Annotated in this window: 11 protein-coding genes; 4 read left to right on the top strand and 7 right to left on the bottom strand. The window is 31.2% G+C overall.

What is annotated here, in order from left to right:
* Positions 1 to 161: 161 nt before the first annotated feature.
* Positions 162 to 2,051, top strand: a complete 1,890-nt coding sequence (gene yidC, locus BLT88_RS05805) for a membrane protein insertase YidC (RefSeq protein WP_036785479.1) — start codon at positions 162 to 164, stop codon at positions 2,049 to 2,051.
* Positions 2,052 to 2,349: 298 nt separating this feature from the next.
* Here yidC and BLT88_RS05800 read toward each other — a convergent pair whose 3' ends face one another.
* From BLT88_RS05800 to BLT88_RS05785, 4 genes are all read right to left on the bottom strand, one after another.
* Positions 2,350 to 2,907: a hypothetical protein gene (locus BLT88_RS05800; RefSeq protein ID WP_091953596.1), complete on the bottom strand. Its 558-nt coding sequence runs from the start codon at positions 2,905 to 2,907 to the stop codon at positions 2,350 to 2,352.
* Positions 2,908 to 3,076: 169 nt separating this feature from the next.
* Positions 3,077 to 4,408 carry a sugar MFS transporter gene (locus BLT88_RS05795; protein WP_036785475.1) on the bottom strand — a complete coding sequence of 444 codons (1,332 nt, stop codon included), beginning with the start codon at positions 4,406 to 4,408 and terminating at the stop codon, positions 3,077 to 3,079.
* A gap of 3 nt (positions 4,409 to 4,411) precedes the next feature.
* A complete protein-coding gene (locus BLT88_RS05790; protein ID WP_091953595.1) occupies positions 4,412 to 5,413 on the bottom strand; it encodes an isoaspartyl peptidase/L-asparaginase family protein in 1,002 nt (333 codons plus the stop codon).
* 5 nt (positions 5,414 to 5,418) lie between these two features.
* Complete coding sequence (locus BLT88_RS05785) at positions 5,419 to 8,346, bottom strand: GH92 family glycosyl hydrolase (protein ID WP_091955674.1); 2,928 nt, start codon at positions 8,344 to 8,346, stop codon at positions 5,419 to 5,421.
* 41 nt (positions 8,347 to 8,387) lie between these two features.
* On the opposite strand from BLT88_RS05785, the gene BLT88_RS05780 reads away from it, so the two are divergent.
* The 3 genes from BLT88_RS05780 to BLT88_RS05770 are packed head-to-tail and all read left to right on the top strand — an operon-like array spanning position 8,388 to position 13,856.
* Positions 8,388 to 10,658 carry a beta-N-acetylhexosaminidase gene (locus tag BLT88_RS05780; RefSeq protein ID WP_091953593.1) on the top strand — a complete coding sequence of 757 codons (2,271 nt, stop codon included), beginning with the start codon at positions 8,388 to 8,390 and terminating at the stop codon, positions 10,656 to 10,658.
* A gap of 2 nt (positions 10,659 to 10,660) precedes the next feature.
* Complete coding sequence (locus tag BLT88_RS05775) at positions 10,661 to 11,362, top strand: copper homeostasis protein CutC (protein ID WP_091953592.1); 702 nt, start codon at positions 10,661 to 10,663, stop codon at positions 11,360 to 11,362.
* On the top strand, positions 11,355 to 13,856 hold the full coding sequence (locus BLT88_RS05770) for a glycoside hydrolase family 2 protein (RefSeq protein ID WP_091955673.1): 2,502 nt from the start codon (positions 11,355 to 11,357) through the stop codon (positions 13,854 to 13,856). Before BLT88_RS05775 ends, BLT88_RS05770 begins: the two co-directional genes overlap by 8 nt.
* Positions 13,857 to 13,966: 110 nt before the next feature.
* Here the strand turns inward: BLT88_RS05770 and BLT88_RS05765 are convergent, their stop codons facing one another.
* From BLT88_RS05765 to BLT88_RS05755, 3 genes are all read right to left on the bottom strand, one after another.
* Positions 13,967 to 14,920: a glycosyltransferase family 2 protein gene (locus tag BLT88_RS05765; RefSeq protein WP_091953590.1), complete on the bottom strand. Its 954-nt coding sequence runs from the start codon at positions 14,918 to 14,920 to the stop codon at positions 13,967 to 13,969.
* The gene (locus BLT88_RS05760; protein WP_036785460.1) at positions 14,921 to 15,283 is read right to left on the bottom strand and encodes a glyoxalase/bleomycin resistance/extradiol dioxygenase family protein; all 363 of its coding nucleotides are present in this window, start codon (positions 15,281 to 15,283) and stop codon (positions 14,921 to 14,923) included. It lies immediately after the preceding gene.
* A gap of 232 nt (positions 15,284 to 15,515) precedes the next feature.
* Positions 15,516 to 16,334, bottom strand: coding sequence for an enoyl-ACP reductase (locus BLT88_RS05755; RefSeq protein WP_091953589.1), 819 nt, complete (start codon positions 16,332 to 16,334; stop codon positions 15,516 to 15,518).
* Between the last annotated feature and the right edge of the window lie 23 nt (positions 16,335 to 16,357).

Genomic DNA, 16,357 nt, shown 5'->3' with positions numbered 1-16,357 from the left:
TAAAATTATGTTCAGTAAAAGAAGGAATGCTTCTTGAACTATTAACAAGTATTAAATTTAGAGCAGTAAAAACGATATTAAATCTGCTTTTTAACTACATTTGTCTCCTTTTTATACTTAGTATTTCTTGATAAAATGACAAATTGACACTTAACTAACCCATGGAACAAAAAAAATTCGATCTTAATTCTTTTATAGGAATGATTCTTCTTGGAGGAATTATGCTTTGGTATTTTTATACAAATGCCCCTGAAGTTGAACCAAAAAGTACAACTATAGAACAAGTAACAGATTCATCAAATAACAGTAGCACTAAAAATGCATTTACCGATATTACACCAGCCATCGTTAACGATTCTTTGCAACAACTAGCAGCCAAAAACAGATTAGGTGCTTTTGCTTTAAGCGCTATTAATGGTTCTGATGGAAATTCTGTAATAGAAAATGAATTGGTGAAATTGACCATTGATAATAGAGGTGGACAAATTATTGAGGCTTTAATTAAAAATTATAAAACACATGATTCGCTTCCGTTATATATGATAAAGGATAATAACGCATCTTTTAACATCAATTTTGGAACCACAGATAACAGAATTCTGAATACAAAAGATTTATTTTTTGCACCAAGTTTATCGAAAAATGGGGATAACTCTGTTTTGTCTATGAAACTAAAAGTTTCTGATAATCAGTTTTTAGAATACAGATATGAAGTAAAGCCTAAAACATATCTGGTTGATTTTTCTGTCCGATCTCAAGGTTTAAGTTCTATTATTAATTCTTCAAATTCGATTAATTTAGATTGGTCTTTAACTGGCTACAGACACGAAAAAAGTATTCGTACAGAAAATACGATGTATACAGAATACTACTACAAGTCAGAAAATGATGTTGATTACTTCAAGGCTGATATAGAGGACAATGTAAATGATTTGGCTTGGGTTGCTTACAAGCAACATTTCTTCACGAGTAATTTATTAACGGACACTCCGTTTAACAGTGCTACAATTAGTGCTACTGACTTAGTGAAAGACGAAAAAATTGATACCGTTTTCACTAAAAAATTCGAATTAAAAACACCTTTAGTTTTAACAGCTGGTGAGTTAAATTATAACATGAAATGGTTTTATGGACCAAGTGATTATAATCTATTAAGTGGAGAAGAGTTCGCAGGAACCAAGTTAGACGAAATAGCAGATTTAGGTTGGGGAATTTTTGGTTTCTTAAACAGAAACTTATTCTACCCTGTATTTAATTTCTTGCAAGGCTTTATGGGGAATTTTGGTTTAATTATTATATTAATGACCATTGTCGTTCGTATTTTTATGTCTCCTTTAGTTTATAAATCGTATTTATCAAGCGCAAAAATGAAAGTCATAAGACCTGAATTAACTGCTTTAAATGCGAAATACCCAGGAAAAGAAAACGCCATGAAGCGTCAGCAAGAAACCATGGCCATTCAAAGGAAAGCGGGAGTTAGTATGTTGTCGGGTTGTATACCTGCAGTATTACAAATGCCTGTATTTTTTGCCTTATTTAAGTTCTTTCCAACAAACTTATCTTTGAGACAAGAAAGTTTTTTATGGGCTCCAGATTTATCTTCATACGATACAGTATTCCAGCTTCCTTTTTCAATTCCATTTTATGGAGATCATGTGAGTTTATTTCCAATTCTAGCTTCGATTGCCATCTTTTTCTATATGAAAATGAATCAGAGTCAGCAAGCAAACATGCAAGCACCAGCACAAGAAGGAATGCCAGATATGGGTAAAATGATGAAGTACATGATTTACTTCTCTCCTATTATGATGTTGTTTTTCTTTAACAACTATGCAAGTTCTTTAAGTTTGTATTACTTTATTTCTAACTTGTTAACAATTGCAATTATGTTAGTAATTAAGCACTACGTCATAGATGAAGATAAAATTCACGCGCAAATAGAGGAAAACAAAAAACGTCCTGAAAAAGCAAAAAGTAAATTTCGTCAAAAAATTGATTCTGCCATGAAACAAGCACAAGAGCAGCAAGCTGCGCAAAAAAAGAAGAAATAAAAAACACTAATGGATACAATTAAAAACCGAAGCAATGTTGCTTCGGTTTTTTTTCATTTAACACAGGTCTTTTTACTTATTCATTTTCTATTAAAAAAGCTAGTTTCTCTAAACCTGATTAGAAGACATCAGAACGAAACTAACCTTTTCCATGAGCATTAAAACCATTTTATAAAAAATTATAACAATTCTAAAAGTTCATAAACAAGTTTAACCATAGTTGCATAAATTGTTTGATATCATCTTGAAGTCCCTGAGATTAATTCAGGGTAATTAAAAGTAAGAATAGCTGCAAAGATTAAAACTGAAATCTTATCCCAAGATTAGCTGTAAATAATTCAAACTTAGGTCCACCTTCTAAATTAACTCCTTTAACTGTAAATAGTAATGCCCTTTTGGGTGAGCCAAAACCAAGAGAAGCTTCCATATATCCTCCACCATCTGAAACTTCTGAGTCTAATCCAACCGCATAGCCAAAAGCACCTCCTATAGATACTATATTAAAAAAGTACATACGTAAAGCTGCTGCTATCGGTATTAACTTTAAATCTTCCATGTTTTCAGCATTAAATGCATGTAAATAACCTGCAGAAATTCCATACTGCACAGTTTTAGAATGAATTGGATTATTATTCATCTTAATAATTTCTCCTTCACTATTTTTACTTGGATTCCCTAGTCCTTTTGTAAATAAATAAGCTAAGTCTAAAGACATGGTGTAATTGGATATTTCTTTAGCGGCGATATTTGCAGGTATTCCAATATTAAATTGAGTTTCTAATCCGTTTTGTGCAATAGATTTATTTACGAACAGTAGTATTGCAGAAATAGTTAAAAACTTTATTATGTTTTTCATAATCAAATTAAGCATAAAGGTTATTAATAAAAAATAGTTCTCTTACGATAATTGAGATAAAATAATGTGAAATATATAGATATTAAAGTTAGTATCCAAAATTATAAGCAATCGATAACAAGTTCAATGATTTATTTATATCGCTACTCAATAATAAAGTCTATAAGTTTTAGGTTTTTAACGAAGTGCTCTTATTCTTAAATCGTCCGTAAAACAAAATATATCCATAACAAAGAATCGTTAAAATAAATGCAGTTTTAAAACCAAAACCATCTATCAAACTACCAAAAGCAAATGGAATAATTGCACCGCCAACAATTGCCATACACAACAAACCAGAAGCTTGTGCTTTTAAATCTCCTAAGCCTTCTAAAGACAATGTGAAAATGGTTGGAAACATAATGGAATTAAATAATCCAACAGCTAAAATAGACCACATAGAAACCAAACCTGTCGTATTAATTGAAATTAAAATCATAGCAATTGCTAGACTTGCAAAAATTGATAATACTTTTCCTGGAGCCATTATTCTTGTCAAATAGGCACCAACAAAACGACCAATCATTGCTCCTCCCCAATAGAAAATTACAAAAATACCTAATAGCGATTTAGGGTCAGAATCTGTGAATGTTTTATTAAAAGTACTTGCAATCGTATTCGCGATATACATCATGGTTTCATTTTGAGAAACGATCGTTGCTAAATTCATATCAGAGAAATAGTTCACCAAAAAACTACCAATAGCAACTTCTGCACCAACATAAACGAAGATTCCTAATGCACCTAACATCATCATTTTATTTTTTAATAAGGTAAAGTACCCTCCTTTTGGAGTATCTTGCATCACTTTAGGTAATTTTATAAAGGCAAAAACAGCAGCTAAAATCGATATGAAAGAAGCAATGAATATAAATGGAGTTTGCACAGTTGCTGCTTCATTCACATAATACTTCGTTTTACCAATTTCATTCAGAAGATTAATTTCTTCGGATGTTTTTACTGAATCACTTAATAAGAATAAAGCTCCAACTACGGGCGCAATTGTAGCACCTAAAGAATTGAAGGCTTGCGATAAATTTAATCTACTACTCGCGCCATCTTCACTACCTAACAAAGCAACATAAGGGTTGGCAGCCACTTGTAAAATTGTAATTCCACCAGCAAGTGTAAAATAACCAATTAAAAAAACTGAAAAGGTCCTATATTCTGCTGCTGGATAAAATAATAAACAACCTAAAGCCATTGTTAACAGGCCTAAAACGATTCCCTTCTTGTAACCAATTTTTGACAGCATAAAACCAGCTGGTAAAGAGAAAACAAAAAATGCAACAAAAAAAGCAAACTGAACTAAAACTGTTTTTGCATAAGACATCTCAAAAACATCTTTTAATCTTGGCACTAAACTGTCCACTAATACAGTTATAAATCCCCAAAGGAAAAATAAAGTCGTTAAAAATACAAAAGCACTTTTGTATGATTTATTCGTTGATGTTGTCGTCATAATTTATACTTTTTTAAAATAATCTGATTTAATATTTACGTTTTTCCCTGCTTTGAACAAATTATAACTGAACCATTCGTGAATAGAATATGCGCCAGTTTCTCCATTTTTATTTACTGCAATATAACCTACTTGAAAATTATTGAAATTACTATTTGGCTTTTTTACAATTCTGTCAATTGCTATTTCACATGCTTCTTGAGGCGTTTTTCCTTGCCTCATTAATTCTACAATTAAAAAACTACCTACAGTTTTTAAAACTTCTTCACCTAATCCTGTTGCAGATGCACCTCCAATTTCATTATCTACAAACAATCCACCTCCGATAATTGGAGAATCCCCAACTCTACCTGCCATTTTATAAGCCAATCCACTCGTTGTGCAAGCACCAGAAATATTTCCTTTCTTATCAATAGCCAACATCCCAATTGTATCATGATTTTCTTTATTAATAATAGGCTTATATTCTGATTTTTCTTTCCACTTTTCCCAGGCTTTTTTGGAGTTTTCAGTTAATAGATTTTCTCTTTCAAAACCTTTTTCATAAGCAAATTTTTCTGCTCCATCACCAATTAAAATTACATGTGGTGTATCTTCCATTACCTTTCTTGCCAAAGAAATAACATGCGTAATGTTTTTCACACCTAAAACTGCTCCATAATCGCCTTTATCATTCATAATACAAGCGTCTAATGTTACATCTCCATCTCTATCAGGTAAACCTCCTTTACCAACAGTTTGGTTTTTTTCATTCGCTTCTTCAATCCTACAACCATACTCTACCGCATCTAAAGCAGAACCTCCATTCTCTAGAATTTTGGCTGCTGTTTCCACAGCCAAAGGAGTATTCCAGGTTGCAATGACGACTGGTCTTTGTGGTTTTAAAGTTGCTCCATACAATTCTTTTTTACCTGATTCTTCATCACAACTAATTATTGATGATGAAACTGTCACCAAACCTAATCCGGTTGCTGACGCTTTTTTAATAAAATTTCTTCTTTTCATTTGAATTAATTTATTTGAATTTCATCCACAAATAACCAACTTTTACCTTTATGTTGCGCTCCTAAATGCCATTCTGGAAGTTTGCCTATTTTTTTTGCAATTACTTTTATAAACCTAGCTTTACCTAATTTTGATATTTGAACGGTTTCAACTTTCACCTCATCCGTATTTTCTGGAATTTTAAACTCCCATTTCCTATGTTTCTCAAAATTTAAACCATCAATAGAAGTATAAAATTCTACTTCTTTTGGAAGAAAAATCCAGCTTCTTTGATCTTTTAAAAATGATACTTTTATAGTCTGTATTAACGTTTCTTTCCCTAAATCTACAATTGCATTTAAATCTGTATCAAAATAGCCTTGCCAAGTTCCTGTTCTAAAATCTTTTGCACCAAAAATGCCATCAATTAAAGCATTTTTTCCACCTGCATTATACTGATTTGCATAATCAGTTTTCAAATCAATTTTAATGTTAGGGTTTATTTTGTGAAAATTAGTAGCAATGATAGCACTTTTTTTGTCATTTTTTTGAGCAAATATTTTTAAAGTTACTTTATCTGAAATTAAAAAAGGGATAGAATATTCCGTAAATTCATCACTTAAGGAATAAAATATTTTTGCTTTTTTATCTACTGACTTCAGAGTAACCGCTGTACTCCCTTTAAAAGCAATTTCTCCTTTTGCTATAAAAGGAGCTGCAACGATTAAATATTCATCAATTTTTGTTGAAGGAATAAACTGGTCTTCGGTGCCCCATTTCGTTGGCTTGTTTGTCATTTCGAGAACCAAATTTCCACCATTCATAATATCTTGATGGTTGATATAAGAATATTCATAAGTATCACCATTCAATGTTGCAGATTTGATGTATTTATTTTCTGAAGATTGATTTTTAGCTTCAACTGTAAATGATTTTCCGTTTTCTAGATTAATAGTCGCTTTTTCAAATAAAGGAGAACCAATTATATATTGATTAGAACCAGGAGTAACAGGATAAAAACCTAAAGAAGAAAAAATATACCATGCACTCATTTGTCCACAATCTTCGTTACCTGAAATTCCATCGGGAGTATTCGTATACAATTCTGTTAAAATCTGACGAACTTTTTCCTGAGTTTTGAAGGGTTTATTTGCAAAGTTATACAAATAAGCCATATGGTGGCTCGGTTCGTTTCCGTGCGCATATTGTCCTATTAAACCTGTGATATCTACTTGTTCACGCCCTGAAGTTTTATTCTTTGCAACAAAGAGCTTATCCAACTGTTCTTCTAGCACATTTTTTCCTCCAAGCAAATTCATGAATCCAGAAATATCTTGTGGAACATAAAAACTATATTGCCATGAGTTGGCTTCTGTGTAATTAAAATTTACTTCATAAGGATCAAAAGGTGCAAACCATTTGTTTCTAAAACGGCCCCTCATAAATTTTGATGTTGGATCAAAAACATTTTTATAATATTGCCCGCGTGCTGAGTAGATTTCAAAATCTACTTGTTTACCCATTGATTTTGCCATCTGACCAATGGTCCAATCGTCAAAAGCATATTCTAATGTTTTAGAAACTGATTCTGATTCTTTCTCTACAGGAATAAATCCGAATTCTTTATACGATTGTAATCCTAGTTTATCACGAGTTGCAGAGTGTTTCATTGCTTCCAAAGCCTTATCTGTATCATAATTACGAATTCCTTTAAGATATGCATCTGCAATTACTGGAACTGCATGATATCCAATCATACAACCAGTATAATTTGCAGCTAAGTCCCAAATCGGCATGATTCCTCCTTCATCATATTTTGCTAAAAAAGTATTTATAAAATCGTTTGTTTTTTCTTGTTCAATAATTGTATATAAAGGATGCGCAGCTCTGTAAGTATCCCATAGTGAGAAAACTGTATAATAGTCGAAATCCTTGGCTTCGTGGATTTTCATATCCATTCCTCTATATCTTCCATCAACATCTTGATACAGATTTGGAGCAATAGAAACGTGATACATTGAAGAATAAAAATTAGTTTTATAATCATCACTTTTATCTTCAATAACAATTTTTTCTAATTGTTTCTCCCAAAAATCTTGTGCAGTTTTTTTTACTTGTTCAAAGGTTCGATTTCCTATTTCACCTTTTAAATTCCTTTTTGCACCTTCAATATCAACTGCAGAAATTCCTATTTTAATAATTATCGGTTCGTTTTTTGGATTGAAAAAATTTAATGCTATCTTTTGTGCTCCAGTCATGCCTTGTTTTGCTGGTGATTGCAAAATGTCAGAAAAAGAATGAGATGTTTTTATTGAAAAAAACAAACGTTGATCTGTTGCCCACGCTTCAGAAAAACGATAACCAGAAAGTTCTGTATCTGAAACTCTATTGATTTTTGCATCTAAAACCTTATCTCTATGCAATAAATCTAAAATCACAAATTGATTCTCTGATGAAGGAAAGTTGTATTTATGAATTCCGCTTCTTTTAGAAACTGTTAACTCAACATCAATATTAGTATCATCTAAATGTACTTTATAGAAACCTGGTTCAGCAGTTTCTTTGTTGTGAGAAAATTTCGATTTATAGCCTTCTTCTCCTTCAGCACCATTGTTAAAAACTAGTTTATTTGTTGGCATCAATAAAATATCTCCATAATCAGAAACTCCAGTTCCACTCAAATGCGTGTGCGAGAACCCATAGATTTCATTGTCAGAATAATGATACCCAGAACATCCATCCCAACCGTCCAAGCGCGTATCCGGACTTAATTGCATCATTCCAAAGGGCATAGTTGCTCCAGGATATGTATGTCCGTGACCACCAGTGCCAATAAACGGGTTTACATAAGAGATTAAAGGAGCTGTTTTTACTGCCACATTGATTATTTCTTTGTTTTTACATGATAAAAAAACCATGGTAAAAAAAAATAATAGAAAGTATTTAAACTTCATTGGTCTGAGATTCTTATTTTTATGATTCGAAGATACTAAAAATGAAACATTCATATTATTTACTGTTTTTAATTATTCCTCTTTTTTTTAGCTGTACCCAAGAGGATAATCAAATAGTGGAAATTGGGATTATACCAAAACCACTATTCCAACAAATAAACAAAGGAGTTTTTATCTTAGATGAAGATATTCGTTTTATTTCAGATGTTAAATTAAGTGAAGTTTCAAACTATTTTAAACTTTATATAGAGGAGAATTATCAATTATCTTTTGCTCCACATAAAGAGGCAAAAGAAATCGTTTTTAATATTGATGATGCTATAACTAATGAGGAAGGATATAAATTAAAAATTCAAGAAAATAATATTTTAATTGTATCAAAAAACTCTAAAGGAGCTTTCTATGCAGTGCAAAGTTTACTGCAATTACTGCCTATTAAATCTAATAATCTAGCTATTGCCATTCCTTGTTTAGAACTTAGAGACGAACCTCAATTTAAATATCGCGGAATGCACTTAGATGTTGGACGACATTTTTTTTCTATTGATTTTATCAAAAAGTATATTGATTTAATTGCTAGACTAAAGATGAATACTTTTCATTGGCATTTAACCGAAGACCAAGGATGGAGAATAGAAATAAAAAAATATCCAAAACTTCAAGAAATAGCTGCATATAGAAATGAAACTTTAGTGGGGCATTATAATGAGCAGCCTCATCAATTTGACGGAGAAAAGTATGGTGGATTTTATACTCAAGAACAAATTAAAGAGGTGGTTGCCTATGCTCAAACAAGGCAGGTAACCATTATTCCTGAAATTGAAATGCCCGGTCATTCTCAAGCTGCTATTGCGGCCTACCCAGCATTAGGCTGTACTGGAGAACAGGTAGAAGTGGCCACCAAATGGGGTGTTTTTGATGAAGTATATTGCCCAAAAGAAAGTACTTTTAAGTTTCTAGAAGATGTGATAGACGAAGTTGTAGCATTATTTCCCGGAAAATATATTCATATTGGGGGGGATGAAGCTCCAAAAACAAATTGGAAAAAATGTGCTCATTGTCAAAAAATCATAAAAGAAAAAAAGTTAAAAAACGAGTATGGTTTACAAAGTTATTTTATTGCGAGAATGGAAAAATATATCAATTCCAAAGGAAAACAAATTATTGGTTGGGATGAAATTTTAGAAGGTGGTTTGGCACCTAATGCAACCGTAATGTCTTGGCGAGGAACCAGCGGAGCTATTCAGGCGGCCAAAGAAGGCCATGATGTTATTTTAACACCTAGCTCTCACTGTTATTTTGATCATTACCAATCAGACAATGAAAACGAACCTTTAGCTATTGGTGGTTTTCTTCCCTTAGAAAAAGTATATCATTTTAATCCAATACCAGAGGAGTTAACAAAAGATGAATCTAGGTATGTACAAGGTGCACAAGGAAATGTTTGGACAGAATATATGCAAACTGAAAAACAGTTAGAATACATGGCATTTCCCAGAGTCGTTGCACTAAGTGAAGTGGTATGGTCTTCACCTGAAAATAAAAATTATATAGATTTCATTAGTAGACTAGCTCAGTATCAAAAAAGATTAGACCAACTAGACGTAAATTACGCTAATCCTATTTATGCTGTAAAAGGTGACTTAAAAAATAAAGCTGGCCGTTTAAGTTACGAATTGAGCACTATTTCTTCAACTTATCCCATATATTACTCAATAGATGAATCAGCTCCTTCGAAATTATATTCAAATCCAATTCCTGTAGATTCATCTATGACTATTAAAGCAGTACTTCTTGATTCAAAAAACACTGCTTTAGGAGATATTTTTAATCAAAAAATTAATCTACACAAAGGTGTGGGTGCCAAAATATCAATTGATAAAGAACCGCACCCAGCCTATAATACTGGCGGTAAAAAAGCCCTAATAAACGGTATTTCTGGCAACAATAAACGTTATGGAGATAAAGAATGGCTAGGTTTTTCTGGAGAGGATATTGAGATTACCATAGAATTTGACAGTCCAACAAACATCAATACCATCTCAACACGATTTTACAATGGTAACGGACAATGGATTTATGCACCCAAGGAGATAGGGTTTAGTTTTCAACTTGAAGACGGAAAAACAATAAATGATATTCGTAAAATAGAGGAAAAAGACAAATTATTAGTCAATTATTCTTTTGCAACAACATCTATTTCTGTTACAAGAATAGAAATCATTATAAAAAACTACGGTATCATTCCAGAAGGTCAACAAGGTGCGGGTCATAAAGCATGGTTGTTTATTGATGAACTCATAATCGAATAACTATGATTTTAGAAATCTGTGCCAACTCCTATCAATCTGCTATGAACGCTCAAAAAGCTGGAGTACACAGAATAGAATTGTGCAGTGAATTGCCTATTGGCGGCATTACACCTTCTCACGGTTTGCTTAAAAAAGTGATGCACAGTTTAAGTATACCAGTTCAGGTTTTAATACGTCCTAGAAGTGGAGACTTTAACTATTCTAATGCCGAATTTGAAATCATGAAAGAAAACATTCTTCAATGCAAAGACCGAGGTTGTGCTGGAATAGTTTCTGGTGTCCTGCATGCAAATAATAACATAGACATTGAACGAACAAGAGAATTGATTGAACTTTCTAAGCCTTTGACTTTTACATTTCACAGAGCCTTTGACTGTGTTACAAATCCAAAAGAATCTTTAAAACAATTAATTGATTTAGGTGTAGATAGAATTTTAACCTCTGGTTTGCAACCTAATGCTGAAAAAGGAATTGAGTTATTAATAGAACTTCAACAATTAGCAAAAAACAAATTGATTATTCTTCCTGGAAGTGGAATTAGCATCGAAAATATTAATTTATTTAAAGACAGTGGGTTTAAGGAAGTTCATACTTCTGCTTCTAAAGAAATATCGAATTCAAACGTGTTTTTTGATAACACAAAACAAACTGTTTCAGATGTAGAAACTATTCTAAAAATTTTATATGAGATTAAAAATGCGTAGGATATTTGTTGGCTTTTTAATACTTGCTCTTTTTGGATGCAGTACTCTAGAAAAAGATTTACCCTTAAAAATAGAATTAAATACAAATTGGCAATTTAAGGGAATTAATACTTTAGATTGGAAATCTGCTTCTGTTCCTGGAAATATATTTACAGATTTACTTTCTCATAAAGTTATTGAAGATCCATTTATAAAAACCAATGAAGAAAAGGTACAATGGGTTTCTAAAAAGGATTGGGAGTATAAAACCAATTTTTCATTGTCTGAAGAAATTTTAAACAAAAAAAATATTGAACTCAATTTTGAAGGATTAGATACTTATGCAAAGATTTACATTAATGGAAATTATCAATTAAATACAGACAACGCATTTAAAAGATATACGATATCATTAAAAGATATACCAATGTATAAATCAAATGAATTAAAAATAGTATTTGAGAATACAGGTAGTATTGAAAACCCCGCAAAACTAAATTCAAAATATAAATTACCTGAAGGAAAAAGAATTTATACCAGAAAAGCACAGTTTCAATATGGTTGGGACTGGGGACCAAAACTAAACACTTTAGGCATTTGGAAACCCATAACTTTAAAAGCTTGGGATGATTTAAAATTTGAAAATATTTACATCAGACAAAAAGAAATTGACAAGGATAAAGCACTTTTATCGGTTGAAATCATTATAGAAAGCAAGGATGACAGGAACATACAACTATTCACAAAAATTAACAAGGAAATAATTTCGTCAAATATCTCTCTAAAAAAAGGAAAACATACCTATAAGGTTCCCATTGAAATCATAAACCCCAAATTATGGTGGACACACAATTTGGGAAATCCATATTTGTATAATTTCAATTTTCAATTGATTTCTGATGGCAAAATAAAAGATGAAAAATCTGTTAAAAAAGGGATTAGAAAGATAAAATTAATCGCTAAAAAAGATACTATAGGTGAATCTTTCTATTTTGAATTGAATGGAAAACCTGTCTTCATGAAGGGTGCAAATTATATTCCACAAAACAGTTTTCAGAATAAAGTTACCAATCAACATTATGAAAAATTATTATCTGATGTAGTTGAATCTAACATGAATATGTTGCGAGTTTGGGGAGGTGGAATTTATGAAAATGATATTTTTTATGATATCTGTGATGAAAAAGGAATTTTAGTTTGGCAAGATTTCATGTTTGCTTGCGCGATGTATCCAGGAAGTATTGAGTTTTTAGCAAATGTTAAAGAAGAAGCGGAACAGCAAATTAAAAGATTACGAAATCATACTTCAATTGCTTTGTGGTGCGGAAATAACGAGAATGCTGAAGGTTGGAGACGTTGGGGATGGCAAGCCAAAAGAACGAAGAAAGAAAAAGAAGAAATATGGAATGATTACTTAGCCGTCTTTGATACTATTTTACCTAAATCTGTCGCGAAATTAAGCGAAACTAATTATTGGGAAACTTCACCAAAATATGGTAGAGGAAATCCGAAATATCAAATGGAAGGTGATGCGCATGATTGGTGGGTTTGGCATGATGGCTATCCTTTTGAACATTTTGAAAAGAATGTGCCAAGATTTATGAGTGAATTTGGGTTTCAATCGTTTCCAAGCTTTGAAACTATCAATTACATCAATCAAAATGATACAATAAACTTAAAAACGGATGCAATAAAATTGCATCAAAAACATGCAAAAGGTTTTCAATTAATCGAAGAGTACATGAACCGTAATTATAAGATCTCCAAAAATGAAGAAGATTACGTTTATGTAAGTCAGCTATTACAAGCTAAAGGAATTGTCATGGGAATTGAAGCGCACAGAAGAGCAAAACCAACTAATATGGGAAGTTTATATTGGCAGTTAAATGATTGTTGGCCTGCAATTTCCTGGTCTAGTATCGATTATTTCGGACAATGGAAAGCCTTACAATATAAAGCAAAAAATGCTTTTAAAAATCTCTTAATCTCTTCAACTATTGAAAAAAATAAGGTAAAAACTTTTGTTATAAATGATACTTTTAATCCAATTCAAGGAAATTTAAAAGTAACCTTAATTGATTTTTATGGAAAAGAGATTTGGAAAGATTCTAAAGAAATTCAAGTTTTAGAAAATAGTAGCAAACCATATTTTAATTTTTCTTTAGAAAGTATTAAGAGTGAATCTTCCGTTTTAATTACTGAATTTAATAATCAACAATCAGTGTTTTTCTTTACGAAACCCAAAGATTTAAACTTACCAAAAGGCATTATTAAAAAAGTGGTTTCGAAAACAAAAAATGGTTTTTCAATTATATTAACAAGTGATGTCCTACAAAAAGATATGTTTTTATTCTCAAAAGGAAAAGGTCATTTTTCTGATAATTTCTTTGATTTAATTCCGAATCAGAATAAGGTTATAAAATTTATAACTAAAGAAAACTCTTTAAATGATTTACGAATAAAAACATTGAATTCTATTCATAACACTTTGCTTCCTATAGAAAAAAATCCCTAAACAAATAGTAAAGACTGCTGTATCCAACAGAATGATATACCTATATTTGAGTAATTTCGAACTGATTATCAATTAAGAGTTAAATAGCTATAATATTTAGTACAAAAAAATTACTTTTTATTAAAAAACTGGGATTCTAAAAAACCTAAGCCATAGCCTAGAAATTGTGTAAAAGAAGTTATTATACACAATATCGCAACCTTTAATCCATTTTTAAAAAAGGAATCAAATAGTAAAATTAAGAAATAAACCGAATAAGTTTTCACTAAAAAGTAATACCCAAAAATTGCTAAAAAAACACTTGCATCTAATCCAATTAGAAATAAACTAGGAAACCAATAAGTTAGTTTTGCAGTTTCTGGATACATTTTATTTAGTTTTGGTCTTGCCGTTCCAAAACCAAAAGTTTGTTTAAAAAATTGCTTTATTGTACTTCTTCTTTTATGATATACAAATGCTTTTTCTATGAGTTGTGTTTCAAAACCTAATTGCCAAAGTCGAAAAGTTAAATCTATATCTTCTCCATTTTTCATTTTAGAAAAACCTTGAGTTTTTTCAAAAGCTTTTTTAGACATGCCTAGGTTAAAACTTCTTGGTTGAAACTTTGTAATAGTAGATCTTTTTCCACGAATTCCACCCGTTGTTAAGAAAGAAGTCATAGAATAATTAATTGCCTTCTGCAATGAAGTAAAACTTTTGTGTGCGGCATCTGGACCGCCGTAAGCGTCTGTAAAATTTATTTTTAAGGTTTTTTTTACTTCTGATAGATATTGTGGAGGAACAATAACATCTGAATCCAAAATAATGAAATAATTTCCTGATGCTTGTTGCATTCCAAAATTACGACTCGCTCCTGCTCCAGTATTTTCTTTACAAAAATATTTTAAATCAAGTTGATTTTTATATTCCTCAACAATAATGTCACTTTTTTGAGCAGAACCATCTTCAATAATTAAAACTTCAAAATCACCAGAGAAATCTTGTTTAGTTAGACTTTCTAGTAACTCGTCTATTTCTTGTGGACGATTGAAAACTGGGATTATTATGGAGAAAGATAATATCAATTATTCAGGCAATTTAAATTCTGGATTATAAATGATTCCTATTACATTATTCCAAGGGTCTTTAATAGAAGCTACCATTATTTCTCCACCAACATTATTTGGTTTTTCGTGCTCAAGAGCCCCACAATTTAAAAAAAATAAAAATTTCTCTTCAATATTATCGACTCCCCAATAACATAAAATATTATCAGATTTCTCTGATTGGTTTTCTTCTAAAAGCAAACCTAATTCATATCCTTTTATATTAAAACCAATATAAAATTGATTTTCAAAGTAAGGCTTAGACTCAAATACTTTTGAATACCACATTTTTGCTTTTTGCAAATTAGATACTTTAAAGATCGTAGTTCTTAATCCTAACATGAAGAATAAATTTTAGCTAAATTAAACAAAAAATGCAAATCTAAATTGATTTGCATTTTATAATCATTATTTAAAAAATGTGCTTGTTTTTTTATTCTCGATAAGCTACCAAATAAGCTTAGCTCAGATTGAAACCATTAGAATACCCGATGATATTCTTAACCTTCTATATTTTTCTTAAAGTAGATGTAGTAAAAAGCAGGATATAGTTTGAAAAAATAAAATTTAAGTTTTATTCTTCCCCAACAAATTTATCCATAACTGGATCACTTACTCCCATATTAGAAAATCCTCCATCATGAAATAAATTCTGTAATGTTACTTTCTTGGTTAAATCTGAAAACATAGTAATCGTGTAATCTGCGCATTCTAAAGCTGTAGCATTTCCTAACGGACTCATTTTTTCAGCATATTCAATAAAGCCATCAAAACCTTTCACACCACTTCCTGCTGTAGTGGGTGTTGGAGATTGTGAAATTGTATTTACACGCACCTTATAATCTCTACCGAAGAAATATCCAAAACTACGCGCAATACTTTCTAAATAGGCTTTATTATCTGCCATATCATTATAATCTGGAAACACTCTTTGTGCAGCCATATATGTTAAGGCAACAATTGAACCCCACTCACTCATGGCGTTTTTGTTATATAAAACATTCATTACTTTATGAAAAGAAACTGCAGAAATATCCCAGCCTTTTGTGGTAAAATCGTATTTAGGATTGGTGTAATGTTTTCCTTTACGAACATTTACAGACATACCAATTGAGTGTAAAACGAAGTCAATTTTACCATCTAAAATTTCCATCGATTTTTCAACCAAATTTGTTAAATCTTCCATAGAAGTTGCATCTGCCCCGACAACTTGAGAACCTGTTTTTTCTGCTAAAGCATTTAACTCTCCCATTCTTAAGGCTATTGGTGCGTTTGTTAATACAAATGTAGCACCTTCTTCATGCGCTCTTTCTGCTACCTTCCAAGCAATGGATTGCTCGTTTAAAGCTCCAAAAATAATACCTCTTTTTCCTTTTAATAAATTATATGACATACTTATAAATTGTTAATATTTAG

The sequence above is a fragment of the Polaribacter sp. Hel1_33_78 genome (assembly GCF_900106075.1).
In the GTDB taxonomy this organism is placed as follows: domain Bacteria; phylum Bacteroidota; class Bacteroidia; order Flavobacteriales; family Flavobacteriaceae; genus Polaribacter.
Note: the sequence above shows the minus strand (reverse complement) of the source record. Positions and strands in the feature narration are given on the sequence as shown.